At 32.2% G+C, this 18,355-nt stretch carries 14 protein-coding genes and 1 tRNA gene; 4 read left to right on the top strand and 11 right to left on the bottom strand.

Going from position 1 to position 18,355, the window contains the following annotated elements; translation table 11 throughout:
* Positions 1–180 precede the first annotated feature (180 nt).
* The 7 genes from AC1DY0_RS12690 to AC1DY0_RS12660 all read right to left on the bottom strand — a co-directional run bounded on the left by AC1DY0_RS12690 (position 181) and on the right by AC1DY0_RS12660 (position 10,927).
* Positions 181–2,454, bottom strand: a complete 2,274-nt coding sequence (locus AC1DY0_RS12690) for a helix-turn-helix domain-containing protein (protein WP_477188962.1) — start codon at positions 2,452–2,454, stop codon at positions 181–183.
* Between the two features lie 103 nt (positions 2,455–2,557).
* A complete protein-coding gene (locus AC1DY0_RS12685) occupies positions 2,558–3,118 on the bottom strand; it encodes an OmpH/Skp family outer membrane protein (RefSeq protein WP_477188961.1) in 561 nt (186 codons plus the stop codon).
* Positions 3,119–3,366: 248 nt separating this feature from the next.
* On the bottom strand, positions 3,367–4,215 hold the full coding sequence (locus AC1DY0_RS12680; RefSeq protein ID WP_477188960.1) for a class I SAM-dependent methyltransferase: 849 nt from the start codon (positions 4,213–4,215) through the stop codon (positions 3,367–3,369).
* 83 nt (positions 4,216–4,298) lie between these two features.
* Positions 4,299–4,775 carry a hypothetical protein gene (locus AC1DY0_RS12675; protein WP_477188959.1) on the bottom strand — a complete coding sequence of 159 codons (477 nt, stop codon included), beginning with the start codon at positions 4,773–4,775 and terminating at the stop codon, positions 4,299–4,301.
* 310 nt (positions 4,776–5,085) lie between these two features.
* Entirely contained in the window at positions 5,086–6,957 is a 1,872-nt protein-coding gene (mnmG, locus tag AC1DY0_RS12670) for a tRNA uridine-5-carboxymethylaminomethyl(34) synthesis enzyme MnmG (RefSeq protein ID WP_477188958.1), read from the bottom strand.
* 233 nt (positions 6,958–7,190) lie between these two features.
* Positions 7,191–7,610: an rRNA maturation RNase YbeY gene (ybeY, locus tag AC1DY0_RS12665; RefSeq protein ID WP_477188957.1), complete on the bottom strand. Its 420-nt coding sequence runs from the start codon at positions 7,608–7,610 to the stop codon at positions 7,191–7,193.
* Positions 7,607–10,927, bottom strand: a complete 3,321-nt coding sequence (locus AC1DY0_RS12660; RefSeq protein ID WP_477188956.1) for a hypothetical protein — start codon at positions 10,925–10,927, stop codon at positions 7,607–7,609. The genes ybeY and AC1DY0_RS12660 overlap by 4 nt, the downstream gene beginning before the upstream one ends.
* 151 nt (positions 10,928–11,078) lie before the next feature.
* On the opposite strand from AC1DY0_RS12660, the gene gltX reads away from it, so the two are divergent.
* Together gltX and AC1DY0_RS12650 are read left to right on the top strand one after the other, a co-directional pair.
* The gene (gltX, locus tag AC1DY0_RS12655) at positions 11,079–12,590 is read left to right on the top strand and encodes a glutamate--tRNA ligase (protein ID WP_477188955.1); all 1,512 of its coding nucleotides are present in this window, start codon (positions 11,079–11,081) and stop codon (positions 12,588–12,590) included.
* 93 nt (positions 12,591–12,683) lie between these two features.
* Positions 12,684–13,667: an SPFH domain-containing protein gene (locus AC1DY0_RS12650; RefSeq protein ID WP_477188954.1), complete on the top strand. Its 984-nt coding sequence runs from the start codon at positions 12,684–12,686 to the stop codon at positions 13,665–13,667.
* A 30-nt stretch (positions 13,668–13,697) separates the two neighbouring features.
* Here the strand turns inward: AC1DY0_RS12650 and AC1DY0_RS12645 are convergent, their stop codons facing one another.
* The 4 genes from AC1DY0_RS12645 to AC1DY0_RS12630 form a co-directional block, all read right to left on the bottom strand.
* Complete coding sequence (locus AC1DY0_RS12645; RefSeq protein ID WP_477188953.1) at positions 13,698–13,952, bottom strand: DUF6327 family protein; 255 nt, start codon at positions 13,950–13,952, stop codon at positions 13,698–13,700.
* 2 nt (positions 13,953–13,954) lie between these two features.
* Positions 13,955–14,305, bottom strand: a complete 351-nt coding sequence (locus AC1DY0_RS12640; RefSeq protein ID WP_477188952.1) for a competence protein — start codon at positions 14,303–14,305, stop codon at positions 13,955–13,957.
* Between the two features lie 12 nt (positions 14,306–14,317).
* Positions 14,318–14,653 (bottom strand): YtxH domain-containing protein, encoded by a 336-nt coding sequence (locus AC1DY0_RS12635; RefSeq protein ID WP_477188951.1) that lies wholly within the window; start codon positions 14,651–14,653, stop codon positions 14,318–14,320.
* A gap of 571 nt (positions 14,654–15,224) precedes the next feature.
* Entirely contained in the window at positions 15,225–17,321 is a 2,097-nt protein-coding gene (locus AC1DY0_RS12630) for a glutamine--tRNA ligase/YqeY domain fusion protein (RefSeq protein WP_477188950.1), read from the bottom strand.
* A 237-nt stretch (positions 17,322–17,558) separates the two neighbouring features.
* Here AC1DY0_RS12630 and folB point away from each other — a divergent pair, with 237 nt between their 5' ends.
* A complete protein-coding gene (gene folB / locus AC1DY0_RS12625; RefSeq protein WP_477188949.1) occupies positions 17,559–17,927 on the top strand; it encodes a dihydroneopterin aldolase in 369 nt (122 codons plus the stop codon).
* 84 nt (positions 17,928–18,011) lie between these two features.
* A tRNA-Cys gene (locus AC1DY0_RS12620) sits at positions 18,012–18,082 on the top strand.
* Positions 18,083–18,355: the final 273 nt, after the last annotated feature.

Below are 18,355 nucleotides of genomic sequence, written 5' to 3'. Positions count from 1 at the left end.
TTTGTGAAATATAAAAAGATATCACTAAATAGCTTGTAAGTTGCGTGAGGGATAGCAGCTAGCTACCGAAGTAGCGCGAATAGCCCGACAGCATAAAGCAAAGTAGCCAACTCACCACTAAGATGAGTTGGCTACTTTGTTTTACGGTGGCACGTCCAAAATATTTTGATTTACTTTGGTCTAATTGAGATTCAAACTGGCCTTAAACATTCGGAGTTCTTCCCAACTGAAGGCGTCACCATATTTTTCTTTTAAGGGAGAAACCGATTCTTCTTTGTAGCCTGCAAATGCTTCGGTGAGAGCTGCTAATTTATCTTCCGAAAAAACTTCACCGACAGTGATTCTTCTGGACTGTATCAGCTTGGTCAGATGCCCCAAAATAGTTTCCTGGGTGAACTTGCGAATGGTGCCAATTTCCTGTACCGTTTTCTTTTGTAACCAAAGCTCATAAGTTTCCTCAATTGTCGATTTTTTTGGTTCTTTAGTCGCTGTTTTCTTGGATCCGTATCGTTCGGCATCTTTTTCGTCCTCGATCAGGGTGATGTTGGCTTTCTTGAAATCTTCAATTACGCGTTCAACCTTGGTGGTTTTGTATTGTTTTATTTCTGGGGAAGTCAGCTTTTCTTTCGAAATAGTTTCTCCTTTTACCAAAGTGCCTACCATCAATTTGGCTTTCATCAATTGAAGCACAGCCTTAGTTTGCAGATCATCAAGGACAATTAACTCATCATAAAAGGCTTTGGCTTTTTTGAGACGCTTAACTTCCTCAAGTTTCCACAAGATTTCATAGACTAACTTGTCCATTGGTTCCATGAAATAATTAAAAGCGGCGTTAATACGATCTGAAATATGATTGAATTCTAACTGTTCACTGTGGAACAATTTGTCCAGTTGCACCAAAAACTTGGATGATGGGTCAAGCAATTGCCAAATTACCCCCGCTTGGTTATTTGCCCAAGCTCGGTGTTTCGATTTGGCCGAGTTTTCGGCATCTTCATTGTAACTGAATTGATGGTTGCGCCACTCTTGTGCCAACTCATTCCAATCGAAACTGTTTTTCAAATAGTTAAGGATAAAATTCTTGGTTTCACGTTTTAGAGCATTCGCCAAAGCTTCTTCTGAAGCTTTGTTCTCGGCATAATCCATCACATCCTGATCGTTTGAAATACCATTCATTCGCAGCGGAGAAAGCAAAACAAGCCCGTTTAAGGAACGTAAACGCGATAATGCTACATATGCCTGTCCAGGCAGAAAAACTTGCGATACATCAAGCGCAGCTTTGTCAAAGGTCAATCCTTGGCTTTTGTGTACCGTAATCGCCCAGGCCAATTTGATCGGATAATGCACGAACGAGCCTAAAACCTCCTCCTCTATTTCCTTGGTCATTTCGTTTACCTTGTAGCGAATGTTTTGCCATTCGTACTTGTCTACTTCAATGGTTTTGTCTTCATCCGGAAAATGAACCCAGATTTCTTTGGAAGTCATCGTTTTTACAATACCCATTTTCCCGTTGAAATAATTCTTTTCCATCGACAAATCGTTTTTGACAAACATAATCTGTGCTCCAACTTTCAACTGCAAATAGGGATCGACAGGATAGATTTTATCTGGAAAATCTCCTGTGATGTCAGGCATAAACATCATTTGCTTCCCATCCAGATCTGTAAGCGATTGGGCGTTCATCACATCTGCTTTGGCATTGTGGGTCGTCAGTGTAATGAAACCTTTATTGGCTTTCAGGTCAAAATCGGGTTTAACGAATTCATTCAGCGTCTGAATATCACTAGGCGTAATCTCATTGTTTCGCAGATTATTCAAAACCGAAATGAATCGGTCATCTGTTTGACGATAAATCTTAGACAATTCTATGTACAAGGGAGGATACTGCTGAATCACATGTGCATGAAAAAAGAATTTTCCTTTGTAATAATTCCTTAAAGTCCTCCATTCTTCGTCTCTAATGATGGGTGGAAGTTGTAATAAATCTCCAATAAATAATACTTGAACACCGCCAAATGGGGCTGATTTCTTCCGAACCGTTTGCATCATATAATCCATGGCATCCAGCAAATCAGCACGTAACATACTGACTTCGTCAATAATGAGCAATTCCATATTCCTGATAACAGCCCTTTTTTGTCCACTCATTTTGAAATGCCTACGCAAAGTGGCCTTCGTTTCAAACTTGGTAGTATCCGAAAATTGCGGAGCAGAATTGTCCGGAATAAATCCGCCAAAAGGCAACTGAAACATAGAGTGAATCGTAACTCCACCAGCATTCAACGCAGCAATTCCTGTAGGTGCCACTACCACGGTATTCTTGTGAGTAGTTGCAATAATTTCCTTCAAAAGGGTTGTTTTTCCAGTTCCTGCCTTTCCAGTTAGAAAAACTGATTGATGGGTTTGATTTATAAAACGGAGTGCATAAGCTGCGGCTTCAGATATGGATTGCATTTGGCGTATAGTTTTAAAAAGCTAAAATAGTATAAAAATGAAAATAAAAAAACCTTCAATCTTATTCAAGATGAAGGTTTTATAAATTTATGTAAACGAAAAATTACTTTTTAGCTTCTTCTGTTTTAGCAGTCGATTTGTATTTTTCATTCAAAAGTTTTACGATATCTTTTGTAATGTCATATTTCTCTTCAGCATACAAAATAGATGCAGCATCACCAGTTCCGTAGATATAAGCATAGCCTTTCTCTTTACCGTAATCTTTGATGAATTTTTTAACACCTTTTACAAGAGAATCCATTTCTTTTCCACTCTCTTGTTGCAATTGCATTTGCAAACCTTGTTGAGCTTGAGCCAATTGTTGCTCTCTTCTTTGTAGTTCAGCACCATTTTTTTGAGCCCATTCTTGACCGTTTGCTTGAGCATTACGTTGAAAATTAGCAGCATCTTGTTTGAATCTATTGATTTCAGCTTCTAATTGTCTTCCTTTTTCAGCAGCAACACCTTTATATTTTGCCTCTAAATCTTTAGTTTCTGTATATTCTTTCATCAACTCAGCTGTATCAACATAAGCCGTTTTGAATTCCTTTCCTTTAACTTCTTCTTTTTTATCACAAGCTACAAGTGATATTGAAATTGCGATAAGTAATAATGCTTTCTTCATTTTGGTGTATTTCAAGTTTTTTTATGTATGGATGACAAAAATATAAAAAAATAGATAGTATTGATAAAAACTTTCAAAAATGCTACTTTTTTATTACTATAAATTAAAATTATTAAAAATTTAAAAACGATAATAAATTATTATAAAAACTGGATTTAACAGAAGCTTTTAGATGAATAAATTAAAATATCCGACCCTTTTCCCTATTAAAACCACAATAAGCTTCTTAAAATCGTTTAAAATAACTTTTAGTTGTTTTTTAGGATGTAAATATGCGATGAATATTCCATTTTTTGCTTGGCTTTCCAATTCGACTGCAAACCGATGAAAAAGGCTTTAAAATAATTCATTTTACCTGTTTTGTATTTTTCAGAAAGCAAACTCACATAAAATGAATCAAATTTCATTGGAAGCACTTTCTCTAGTTTCATATTTTCTTTAGCAAACAATTTTTGAATAGCCGTTTTTGAAAAATGCCAGAAATGGATTGGAACATCATAAGCCGCCCAAAAGTTTCCATAATGTTTTGCATCGAAAGATTTGAAATTTGGAACAGCTACAATCAAAGTACCACTCGGTTTCAATAATCGCTTTAATTCTTTGATTTGTTCCTCCAAATTAGGAACGTGTTCCAAAACGTGCCACATCGAAATCACGTCAAAAGTATGATTTTCCAATTCGGAAGTATTCTCAACAAAAGAAACGCCTTTGTTTTTTGCAATTGCTTTGGCCTTATCACTAGGCTCTACGCCTACTGTTTTCCATCCATCATTTTGGGCAACGTTCAAAAAATCTCCGGTTCCAGCACCAATATCTAAAATCAATCCTTTAGAAGGCTGATAGGAGTTGATTAAATTTAATTTATTTTTTAATGCAATATTTTTTACAAAATGATAAGCCTTTTCAAAAATGGATCTTTTTGAGTCGGTATGCGAAATATAATCTGCACTTTCATAGTATTTACCCAAAACATCCGAACTCGGTTGTGGATGTGTGATTAGCATATCTAGTGTTTCATCATAAAAAAGTTCAAAAATCTCTTGAGAGACGGAAAAATCTTTAACAGTAAGAAAATGTTTTTTGTTTGTAATGTCCATTTGTGTTTTAAATAAATAATTTCAGCCCTAATTAAAAAGCTGAAAAGAAATTTTTTTAATAATTCTATTGGGAAAGAAATATACTAGCCTACAGTACCCTTTTCCCATCTTATTTTTACTGCGGAAATCTTATCATTTTCCATTCGCATATTTTGGTCAACGATAAACCCATTCTTCGAATAAAAATCCAAAGGCGACAAATAGGGTTCCTTATTTCTTTTCACATCATTTTGATGATCTGTTACCCATCCATTCAAAACCGATGTGTTTCTTTTTAATTCATCGAGGAAAAGCGTTCCAAATTTTCTTCCTTGCATTTTGGAATCAATAATAATTCCAAACCAATCTTCTTCTTCACGAACAAAAGTAAAAGCCCAGCCAGAAATTTGATTCAAATCATTTACAAGTAAATAATGTTTTATGCTTGAAACTCCATCTAGATAATTCTCAAATTCAGATAAATCTTTATAACAGATTCTTTCAGGATATTCTGCGTTCCAAAGTTCAAACAATGTTTTTTTTTGTACTAAATTTAAAACGTGTGTTTGAATAATTTTCATTCTAAAAAATAAAATTAGATTTATTCAACAAATATAGGACTTACAGCCGTAGTTTCACGTGGAACAAATTATTTTTTTATTTAAAGGCTTAGATTTTAGATTTTAGAAAATGATTAAAAAACATTTTTAAACTTAAAACTATGAAAAGAAAAAATCGACTAATTATTTAATTCAAAAAATTACTTAAAGTAAAACTTCAAATACATTGATGAATTTAAAATTCGTAAAAAACTGCATTTTTAATCAAAAAAAGATTTTTAGAACTAAAGAGGTAAAACTCCAAGCTCTAAAAATCTAAATTTAAAATTATCTATCTTCCCATATAAATCAAAAGCACCGAAACATCACTTGGAGAAACTCCACTTATTCTTGAAGCTTGTGAAATAGTTACAGGGCGAATTTTACTCAATTTTTGTTTTGCCTCAATTGACATGGATTTGATTTTATTGTAATCAAAATTTTCTGGGATCTTTACATCTTCCAAACGAGTAAGCTTATCAGCATTATTTCTCTCCTTTTCGATATATCCAGAATATTTAACTTGAATTTCGGCTTGTTCTAAAATTTCTTGATCTAAATTATTCTCAGCAATATATTCTTTTACTTTCTCAAATTTCATAATATCATCCAAATCGATTTGCGGCCTAGAAAACACTTTAAACATTTTATCGCCTTGAGTAATCAACGCTGTTTCTTTCGCTTCCAAAATAGGATTCGTTTCCGCAACAGAAACACTTGTCTCTTTGAAAAAAGCAACCATTTTTTCAGATTCCTTTAATTTAGTTTCCATTCGACGTAATCTGGCTTCAGAAGCCAAACCAATTTCATATGAAAGTGGTGTTAACCTAAAATCGGCATTATCTTGACGCAACAAAGTTCTATACTCCGCTCTTGAAGTAAACATACGGTATGGTTCTTCTGTTCCTTTTGTAATCAAGTCATCAATCAAAACACCAATATAAGCCTCATCTCTTTTCAAAATTAACGGAGCTTGCTCGTGCACTTTCAAATGCGCATTTATTCCTGCCATCAAACCTTGAGAAGCCGCTTCTTCATACCCGGTCGTTCCATTTATTTGTCCAGCAAAATATAATCCTTCAACCAATTTGGTTTCCAATGTGTGCTTTAATTGTGTCGGCGGGAAATAATCATATTCGATTGCGTAACCAGGTCGAAAGAATTTCACATTCTCAAAACCTACAACAGTACGCAATGCTTTAAATTGAATATCCTCTGGCAAAGAAGTTGAAAAACCATTTACATAAACCTCACAAGTATTCCAACCTTCCGGCTCAACAAATAATTGGTGACGTTCTTTATCTGCAAAACGATTAATTTTGTCTTCGATAGAAGGACAGTACCTTGGACCTATACTTTTTATTCTTCCATTAAACATTGGAGAACGATCAAATCCTTCTCTCAAAATATTATGCACCTCATTTGAGGTGTATGTCATATGACAGGATTTTTGAATTGCCAATGGTTTCGTCAAATCAGAATATGAAAACTTATCCGGTTTAGCATCTCCTTTTTCTTCATTCATTTTAGAATAATCCAAAGACCTTCCATCAACTCTTGGAGGCGTCCCTGTTTTCATACGCCCAGCTTCAAAACCAGCTTTAATTAAATCTTCGGTTATTCCAAACGCTGCACTTTCTCCAGCGCGTCCACCTCCGAATTGTTTTTCACCAATATGGATTAAACCATTCAAAAAAGTACCATTTGTCAAAACAACAGACTTGGAACGAATCTCTACTCCCAACGAAGTCTTAATTCCTTTTATTTTTCCATTTTCAATTATCAACCCTTTCACCATCTCTTGATAGAAATCAAGATTAGGAGTTCCTTCCAACATCATTCTCCATTCTTCAGCAAAACGCATACGGTCACTTTGAACTCTTGGAGACCACATAGCAGGACCTTTTGATTTGTTCAACATCTTGAACTGAATCGCAGTTCTATCAGAAACAATTCCAGAGTAACCGCCAAGCGCATCAATCTCACGAACAATTTGCCCTTTTGCAATTCCACCCATTGCAGGATTGCAAGACATTTGCGCAATGTTTTGCAAACTCATCGTTACCAGCAAAGTTTTGGATCCCAAATTTGCTGCCGCTGCCGCGGCCTCTGAACCTGCGTGACCTGCTCCCACCACAATTACATCATACTCTTCTAAAAACATTTTCTTAAATATTAATCCTTTTCAAAGGAATTATGAAATTTTAAAATTTCGTTCCACGTGAAACATTTTGATTTTTTTTTAAAAAAATTCAAAACTTTAAAACAATGTTCCACGTGAAACACATTGTCTTTTTACAAAAAACCACAAGAAACAATTGACGTAAAAATTAAAAATTTTTACGATGTTTCACGTGGAACGTATTGCTTTTTTATATAATTTTGAAAGATTTATAACTACTGTTCCACGTGAAACATTGCTACTTTTTCATCTTCTTTGCTGCGCATTAATTCTTCATCAGCTTCAGTTTTGTCTTTATATCCACAGTAATGTAAAACACCGTGAACCAATACGCGTTTTAATTCGTCTTCAAAACTAGTTTTATAATCTTTCGAATTGTCTAAAACTCTTTCAACGGATACAAAAATATCACCACCTATTTCATTACCCATCGTGTAATCAAAACTGATAATATCTGTTAAGGTATCGTGATTAAGATACTCTACATTAATCTTATGAAGGTACTCATCATCACAAAAGATGTAATTGATTTCTCCTTCTGTTTTATTTTCCGATACTATGACAGCACTTAACCAAGTTGCAATAGCTTCTTCGTTATCTAGTGTAAAATCGGATTCGTAATTAAAATTGATCATTTGTTATTAAAATAAACTTGAACTTTTTGATTAAAATTCGAGCGCAAAGGTAACGATTGTCTATTTAATATTTCGATGCTGTTCAAATAATCTGAAAGTGACTTAGGCAAAGGACTAGCTTGATTGGTAAAATTCTTAGTATTTGTTTCAGATTGGCGTTTTGGATCCTCCCCTTGCAAACGGATAGCAGTGTCTAATTTTAAAAGTTCTTGTTTAATATTATTGGTTCTTTGTAAAGTTTCATTATTAAATCCTTTGTTTAATAATTGCTTTTCTAACTGCTTCATTTGCTCCAAAGCATTTTGTCCACTATTACCCAATCCCTTTTTATTCAACTCTTCTTGCAATGCTTCACGTAACTGTTTTTGCTCTTTGTAAATATCCATTGTAGCTTTTGCATCTCCTTCTCCATCACCATCAGAGTCGCCATTTTCCCCTTGTCCTTTTCCCGACTGAGAACCTTTGTTTTTGCCATCACCAGGTTTACTTCCTTCGCCAGGCTTATTACCAGATTTCATTCCTTGCTTCATTTTCTCGCTTAACTCACCTTGCTTTTTAATAATGTCTGGCAATTGCATACCAGAACCTTGACCTGGTTTTGGCTTTCCAGCACTACTACCCGACATCTGCATTTGCATACTATTCAAAGAATCACTCAATAAATCAGCCAATTTATTTGCAGATGAAATAGCATATTGCTGTTGCGATAAACCTCTTTGCAATTGCGATTCAGTTAAACTCTCAAGTGACTTATCAATATTATATTGAACATTGGCTACCTCTTTGGTGACAGGTTCTGCAATCTTTGGTTGACGCAAAGACAAAGCAAATAAACTATCATCAATATGTTTGAACTGGGTTTTCAAGTTCTGTTGGTTTCTAATATACTTACTAAAAGATGGAGATCCCAACTTAGTTGCCTTAAACTGATTCATAACATCTTCTTGTGAAAATGAATAAGCCAATAGATTGTCAAGAATTTGACGCAACATCTTAACATCTTCTTCAATCTGATCTTTGTCGGATTCCTCCATTGCCATCTCCATAGCTTTGGACATTTCTTTCATTTTTTTAGAAGCACTTTTTTGGTTCGGTTTCGCCTTTGGTTTATTGTTATTCTGCAATTCAGAATTAGCTTTATTAAGATCTTCTTTAATACTTTTTTCCTTATCCGAATCAGAAGGAATGTCCATTGGTGATTTTAAATCTTCATTATCCTTGTCCAACTGTTTCAATTCTTCTTGAATTTTTTCAAACTCATCACTTAGTTTCTTTTGCTCTTGAGCAGAATTTTCTTTTTCATTCTCAGATAATTTATCTTCTTTTTGAGATAATTTATCGAGTTTATCAGCTAATTGTTCAGCCTTTTTTTCTACATAATAACGCTTAGTAAGTTCTACTAATTGTGCTAAATTTTTGTTTTGACTTTTACTATTTTGTTTGAACTTTTCAAGTTTCTCAACAAAATCTTCGTCTTTAATTTTATTATTTAGATCATTAAGTTCATCCAATAATTTTTTGTTTTTATCCAATTCCTTATCTGTGTTCTCTAAACGTTTTTGCAATAATTCTTTGGTTTCGTCTTTCTGTTGAGGATTTGATTTATCTAAATTATCTTTCATCTTATTAGAAAACTGCTTCATCAATTCATTTTGTTGCTGCTGTTGCTTGATGAAATCATTAATCTTTTGACGATCATTAAAATCTAAACCTTCCTTTTCTTTATTGGTTTGTTGCAATTTTTCCATTTCAGAAAACTGTTTATCTTGTTTAGATAATGTTTTTTGCAAACTGTTTATAGCATTATTTTGCTCTTGAAGAGTGTTGTTTTGCTTTTCTTCATCAGATAAAATTCTATTTGAAAAGACAGTTGAACGAGAACTTTTGAAATGATGAATCGCATCATTATCAAAAACCTCAAAATAAAAATCATAGTTCACGCCTTTTTCAACATCAAGATTACTTGGAAAGTTGAAAACAATTTGGTCAAAAGTATCGTGCTTAACAACAATTGTTCCACGTTTGGCATTAAGAGGTTTTCCAGATTCATAGTAAACAATCTGCAATCTAGATAATCCATAATCATCACCCACTTGACCAACAAAATAAGAACTTTCTACACTTAAACTATCTGGAGCTTTAGTAATATTGATCGTTGGAAACTGATCTTTAACGACATTCAGCTGATAATTCAATTTTTCGAAGTTTTTCACTTCATTATTTGAAGTAATTATTTGATATTCTGTGTTTTGAACTATATTTTTAGTCAAATTAAATGTATTATCAGACTTAACGAATGGAAAAGCCTGTAAATCATTTTTCCAGACCACATTTTGTGTAGCATTTGTATTCATAACCCAAGTAACTTGAGTTCCTTCAGGAATAATACCGTTACCTGTTCCTTTAACAATAGTGCTCTTTAAATTCAGATAACTTGGATAAACAAACTTCATTTCAAAATTTGAAATAGTGGGAACAGCAATCACTTTCAATTCATAATCTGGTGAAACAACGGAATTAGCTTCAATATGAAAAGAAACATTAGTAATTGGTTTAGCTATTTTAAATTGAAATTCTCCTGGATGAATAGTCTCAAGATAATAACTTTCATCACCTATAAAAATCATAACATTTTCAGGAACTACTTCACCGTCTGATTTAATTTGTAAAACAAAATCTTTGCCTTGTTCTGTAACCAAACTTGAATTTAAAACTGTAAATTTAAACGGAGCTGGAGGAGAAAATGTCGAATTGAAATGTACTACCCTATTCAAACTTTGAGAAATAATTCTACTATTTCCCGATAGAAAAAAGAACAATAAAAAAAGAATTGGTAAAATAGCCAATGGCAAATATTTTCTATTGGTACTAAAATCTATTGCTTTTCCAAAGGGAATAGGACGCAGAGAATTTGCTTTTTGTTCGATAGAAGCTAATAATAATTCTGAATTATAAACTGAAGTATCAGATTTTGAAAGCTGTAAGTAATTAGTCAATGTATCATTTACCTCAGAGAAATGACTTCCAATAATAACTGAGGCCTGTGTATAATCAATTCCCTTTTGGAATTTTAATATTTTAAAAATTGGAAATAATATAAAGCGAAGTAACAAGAACAATTCAACTGTAATAAAAAACCAAAACAAGAAAATCCTTCCCTTAGGTTTTAACCAAAGGAAATACTCAATAAAGAGTGTAAAAAGGAAATAGATTAATCCAAGACCAATAAAAAATATAATGCCGCGAATTAATTCATTTGTATAATACTTCTTTATAAAAGCTTCTAACTTTTGATGTATCGAATATGACTTTTCCAAAATTACCGTATTAATTTAATAACCAATAAAAGTAATAATTTTAATGCTTACTAAAAGGTAAATAAAGCATAATATTAAAGTGTTGAAGAAACACTATTTACAGATACCAAACGACAAATTGAAATTGTATATTTGCAAAAAATTTAAAATAATGTCTAAACCAGTTCGCGTGCGTTTTGCACCAAGTCCAACAGGACCTTTACATATTGGCGGAGTACGTACCGCTTTATTTAATTATTTGTTTGCTAAAAAAAATGGAGGAACCTTTTATTTACGAATAGAAGATACCGACCAAAATAGATTTGTTCCTGGTGCAGAAGAATATATAATGGAAGCCTTGGAATGGTTAGGAATAGCACCCTCAGAAACTGTTGGGAAAAATGAAAAATTTGGACCATACAGACAAAGTGAAAGAAAGCCTCTTTACAAACAATATGCTGATTTATTAATAGAATCAGGTAATGCCTATTATGCATTTGACACGGCCGAAGCATTGGACGCACATAGAAAACAACACGAAGCGGAAGGGAAAACATTCATCTACAATCATCATAACCGTGAAAAGTTAGACACTTCATTGGTGATTTCCAAAGAAGAAACAGCCAAAAGAATTGCCAACAATGAAGATTACGTAATCCGTTTTAAAACTCCAGTAAATGAAACTTTACATTTACAGGACATCATTCGTGGAGATGTAAAATTTGAAACCAATCTTTTGGATGATAAAGTATTATTCAAAAGTGATGGAATGCCTACTTATCACTTGGCAAATATCGTTGATGATCATTTAATGGAAACTTCACATGTTATTCGTGGTGAAGAATGGTTACCATCTATGCCGTTGCACGTAATGTTGTATCGTGCATTTGGTTGGGATGCACCAGAATTTGCTCATTTACCGTTGATTTTAAAACCAATTGGTAACGGTAAATTATCAAAACGTGACGGAGATAAAATGGGATTCCCTGTATTCCCATTAGAATGGAAAACCGAAGAAGGTGTTTCATCCGGATATAGAGAGAAAGGTTTTTTCCCAGAAACAGTTGTAAACTTTTTGTCTTTATTAGGTTGGAATGACGGAACAGATAAAGAACTTTTTACATTAGAAGAATTAGCAGAAGCTTTTGATTTAAAAAGAGTACACAAATCGGGAGCTAAATTTGATCCAGAAAAAAACAAATGGTTCAATCATCAATATTTGATGAAAAAAGATGATACTGTTTTAGCTGAAGAATTCTCAAAGATTATTGAATTAAAACATTTGAACAGATATTATTCCTTAATCGAAATGACTAAAATTGTTTCTTTGATTAAAGATAGAGCACACTTCGTGTCAGAGTTTTGGGAAATGAGTGATTTCTTTTTTATCGCACCAACAAGCTATGATGAAAAAGCAAGCAAAAATTGGAAACCTGAGACACCAGCTTTAATGCAGGAATTGATATCAGTAATCGAAGAAATAAGTGATTTTACTTCTCTAAATATTGAAACGATAGTGAAAGATTGGATGACCAAAAACGAAATTGGAATGGGAAAAGTAATGCAACCATTTCGTTTGAGTTTAGTTGGAGCACTCAAAGGCCCTCACCTATTCGATATTGTTGAAGTCATTGGAAAACAAGAAACGATTTCAAGATTACAAAATACGATAGCAACATTATAAAAACAAAAGCTCCCAATACAAAGGGAGCTTTTTTATTTTGTAACTTTAAAGATATTCTTACGTATAACATACACGAACTTAAAAACTTAAACTATGAATGCAGCATTTATTTTCATAATCATCTTCGGATTGATAATCTTACTTTCTTCTTTTTTTACAGTTAAACAACAAACGAGTATTATCGTGGAACGTTTTGGAAAATTTTTAAGCGTGAGAAATTCAGGTTTACAATTTAAAATCCCATTGATTGATAGAATTGCAGGTCGTGTAAACTTAAGAATTCAACAATTGGATGTTTTGATTGAAACTAAAACCAAAGACAATGTTTTCATTAAAATGAAAGTTTCTGTCCAGTTTAAAGTGATTCAAGAACACGTCTATAATGCATTTTACAAATTAGAATATCCTCACGATCAGATTACGGCTTATGTATTTGACGTAGTGCGTGCCGAAGTTCCAAAACTAATTTTAGATGATGTATTCGAAAGAAAAGATGATATTGCAATAGGTGTAAAACGCGAATTAAATGAAGCAATGTTGACTTACGGATATGATATTATCAACACATTGGTTACTGATATAGATCCGGATATTCAAGTGAAAAATGCAATGAATAGAATTAATGCTGCCGATAGAGAAAAAACAGCAGCAATGTTTGAATCTGAAGCACAAAGAATAAGGATTGTGGCCAAAGCCAAAGCCGAAGCAGAAAGTAAAAAACTGCAAGGTCAAGGTATTGCAGATCAACGTCGAGAAATAGCCCGTGGTTTAGTAGAAAGCGTAGAGGTTTTAAACAATGTTGGTATTAACTCACAAGAAGCATCAGCCTTAATTGTAATTACTCAGCATTATGATACGTTGCAGGCTATTGGAGCAGATACAAATTCAAACTTGATATTACTACCAAACTCTCCACAAGCAGCAAGCGATATGCTAAACAGTATGGTGACAAGTTTTACAGCTTCGAATATTATTGGAGAAGAAATGAAAAAACAGCCAAAAAGAGTCAAAAAAACAGATAATACAGCTATCGATTATAATCCATCTGATACTTCAGATTCAACAGAACCAGCATAAACAGAAAATGATTTACAATAAAAAAGAGGCTTAATCGCCTCTTTTTCTATTTATAAAATAACTGATAATATATGGAACCACTGCTTTAATTATTGAAAGCAATTGATTTGGAATTGCTTCTTTATATGGTGCCAAAAAACCACTAACTATATTTTCTGGAGTTATTTCATCTTTAGTTTTTTGAATACTTAAAACTAATTTTTGATAACTAATCTCTTTTTCTAATTTTAAGATCTCAAGATCTCGATCAATAGATGCGTATGATGAATATTTTTTAGCCTCCATAATTAGTCGTTAAAAAAGATTTCTGAGAATTTTTCTAAAATTGGTCCTTCAATAACTTTTTCCTTAACTAAAAATAAAAGGAAAGTGATAATTAAATAAAATGCTCCAACAATCAAAAACCCGATGGCATAGCTATCATAATAAGTACCAATAGCAAGAGCGGCAGCTAATGAGCCAAATAACAAGACCATACTAAAACACAATAAAATCAAAGTAAACTTCAAAATCATTGTGGTAGATTTCATTGCAACCTTAAAACCCCACAATTTATAATACGAAGCCGACTTCTCAAAATAAGCATGAGCTTGTTCCTGAATATTATCCGTGTTTTCTTTTATTTTGTCAAAAGCCATAGATGCTTGAATTTATTTCTGAAATTTAGCATTTTTTAATTTAAGATCTGCTAATTTATTTTCTAAAAATGAAATAACATCCTCAGTTTTATGACTTAATGAAGAAACTATATTTTGATAATTACCATCAATATCATCTTTACCTATTAAATCCTTTGCTTTTCCAACCAACTTTTCGGATACATCATGAAATTTATCCTGAAGATTATGTTTTGCATCATCAAAACCATCTTTAAGTTTTTCTCTAGTTTTGGATCCTTTATCTGGTGCAAACAAAATTCCAATACCTGCGCCTATAGCCGCACCAACCAAAATAGCTACAATTGTATTCCCAGTATTATTTGACATATTAATTGAATTTAGATGTTACTACTCATAAAAATACAACTTTATCAACAAACTAATGTTAACAAGCCGTTAAAGTGCAAAGCATTAGCCAAAAAGTCAAAATAAAGCGTTTATTCGAACTAAAAACTAAAAAATGTATATTGACATAGATAATAAATAAAATTCCATTAAAAATAATATATCAAAGCTAATTTTAATAAAAAATATCTATTAAAAATATTTAATTAATATATAAAATAAATAATAGTTTAAAATTATTATTATTAAATAATAATCAAAATAATTTATATAAAGTAAAAAGCTGTTTTTTGATAAAAAAGTATAAAAACAGACTTGCTAAATAAAAAAGAGCTGTTTTTTTATAAAAAATTAAAATAACAACTTCTAAGGAATAAAAATTTTAAAAATATAAATTGACATAGACAAAATTTAAAATCGTCTTAAAAATAATTTATGAGGGTTGATTTTAATAATTAAAATTTATAATTTTTATAAAAATAATCAATATTATATATAATAAAAAAGTGCTTTATAAAAAGCACTTTTAATTGATAAAAACTATAATTAGAATTTATATAGAATTTAAAACTTCTAAAACTTTTTCATTTTTTTCAGTATTTCTTAATTCTGCAATTTGAGTTTCGAAAACCGAATTATTAACTAAATCTCTTTTTAGATTTAATAATACAAAAATACGTACCGTTGCCAATTGACTTTTCAAAGACATCGTATATAATTTATGTACTATTTCTAAATCGATATCATTAGCTTTCACTTTATCAGAAAAATGTAAAAGCAAATTGGCAAACAATAAAGAATTGTTGTCATTCTTCACATTTTTGACCAATGTTTGACAAAGCAAACTAAAATTATCAATTGATTTAATGTTTTCAACAATGGTGTTTAAAAGTAAAGAAGCATTCTTTTCATCTTTTTCTTTTACATATTTATTGATCTCTTTTTGAGTATTCATCAAAAGATTAGCTTCTTTCTTATCCTTCTCTTCCCAAGCATCCTTAAGACCAACTGTTTTGTTAAATACTAATTTTGAATCAGTTGCATCTTTATCAACAACAAAATAACCCAAACGTTGAAACTGAAAATGGTCTCCAATTTTAGCATCTGATAAACTTGGTTCAACAAAACCTTTAACAATTTGTAAAGATTCTCCATTCATAAATTCCAAGAAACTTTTCTCTTTATGACTGTCTGGAGCTTCGTCAATAAACAAACGATCGTACAAACGAACTTCAGCTTCAACAGCAGTTTTTACAGCAACCCAATGCAAAGTTCCAGCCACTTTTCTTTGACTAGCTTCACTCCCACTTCCACTTCTGGAATCTTCATCATAAGTTACTTGAATTTCAGTAATAGTACCGTTAGTATCTTTTGTAACACTTTCTCCTTTAATGATATAACCATTTTTTAGACGCACTTCATTTCCTAAACTTAAACGGAAAAATTTAGCTGGAGCGACTTCAAGGAAATCATCTCTTTCAATATATAATTCACGAGAAAAAGGCACTTTTCTATATCCTGCAGATTCATCTTCTTGGTTATTTTCAGCTTCAAGCCACTCCTCTACTCCTTCTGGATAATTTGTAATAACTACTTTTACAGGATCTAAAACAGCCATAACTCTAAGAGCAGTTTTGTTTAAATCTTCACGTAAACAGAAATCCAAAAGAGATACATCAATAATATTTTCACGTTTCGCAACTCCAATTACCTCACAGAATTTACGGATTGCAGCAGCGGTATAACCACGTCTCCTTAAACCGGAAATAGTAGGCATTCTAGGATCATCCCAACCATTGACAATGTTTTCCTGTACCAATTGCAATAGCTTTCGCTTACTCATAACGGTATAGTTCAAATTCAAACGAGCAAACTCATATTGATGTGGACGTACTTGATTTTTATCATAAATTTGATCCAAAAACCAATCATATAATTCACGGTGCATCACAAATTCCAAGGTACAAATAGAGTGAGAAATTTGTTCAATAAAATCACTTTCACCATGAGCATAATCATACATAGGATAAATATTCCAGTCATTTCCTGTACGGTGATGATGACGATGTAATATTCTGTACATCAATGGATCACGCATCAACATATTCGATGATGCCATATCAATTTTAGCTCTCAAAACATGACTTCCTTCTGGGAAATCACCGTTTTTCATTCCTTCAAAAAGAGTTAAATTTTCTTCAATGGAACGATTTCTAAAAGGTCCATCTACACCTGGTTGAGTTGGCGTTCCTTTTTGAATTGCCATATCTTCAGAAGATTGACTGTCAACATAGGCTTTACCATTTTTGATCATAGTAACTGCCCATTCGTATAATTGTTGGAAATAATCAGATGAATACAATTCCTCAGACCAATCAAAACCTAACCATTTTAGATCTTCCTTGATTGCATCAACATACTCCTGCTCTTCTTTGGCTGGATTCGTATCATCAAAACGTAAGTTTACTGGTGCATTGTATTTTAGACCTAAACCAAAATTAAGGCAAATAGATTTGGCGTGGCCAATGTGTAAATATCCATTAGGTTCTGGGGGAAAACGAAAGCGTAATTTATCTTGAGGAAAACCGTTTGTCAAACTGTCTTCTATAATTTGTTCAATAAAATGAAGTGATTTCTCTTCTGATGCCATTTTTAAAAATTTTAGCAAAGATAAAAAATAGATAATAGATAATAGCCAATAAGATAATAGACTTTAAAGAAAAAACAGTTATCAATTTTTAATACATTTGTATAAATACTTGATCTTTTATAACAAAAGAAGGACTTTTTCAAGATGTGAAAATCGATGAAAAGGAATGTTACTATAACTATTAAAGTTTAAAATCTTTACGATTATAAACATGAATTAATTACTGAAAAACAAAAAATGGGAACAATTAGATTAAAAAACATCCGCACTTTTTCATACCACGGATGTTTGATAGAAGAAGGAAAAATAGGCTCTGATTATACTGTAGATTTGGAAATAAAAACCAATTTGAAACATTCTTCTGAATCCGATAACTTAAAAGATACAGTAGATTATGTGCATTTAAACAAGATTGTAATAGAAGAAATGGCTATTCGTTCCAATTTATTGGAGCATGTGACTAAAAGAATCATTGATAGAGCCTTGGCAGAACTGGAAACTGTTTCAAAAATTAAAGTTGCTGTTTCAAAAATTAATCCGCCTATAGGTGGTGATGTAGAAGCGGTTACCATAGAAATGGAAGAAGAGCGTTATTTCAAATTGTAACAATTGTTATAAAAATAGAAAAAAGTTAACTTTAAACTTTTAAACTTTAAAATTTTAAGTTACTTTTGCCATCCGTTCAAGAATGGCGTCGTGGCCGAGCGGCTAGGCTGGGCTCTGCAAAAGCTCCTACTCCGGTTCGAATCCGGACGATGCCTCTAAAACCTCTAAAGCAATTTAGAGGTTTTTTTTATGTTTAATTTTTAGAAAAAATTAGATAAAGATATTGTTCGAATCCCGACGATGCCTCTAAAACCTCTAAAGCAATTTAGAGGTTTTTTTTATGTTTAATTTTTAGAAAAAATTAGATAAAGATATAGTTCGAATCTGGACGATACTTAAACCTCTAAAGCAATTTTAGCCGTTTTTTTTTGTTTAATTTTTAGAAAAAATTAGATAAAGATATAGTTCGAATCCAGACGATACTTAAA

This window comes from Flavobacterium sp. P1_E4 (assembly GCF_056405915.1).
Note: the sequence above shows the minus strand (reverse complement) of the source record. Positions and strands in the feature narration are given on the sequence as shown.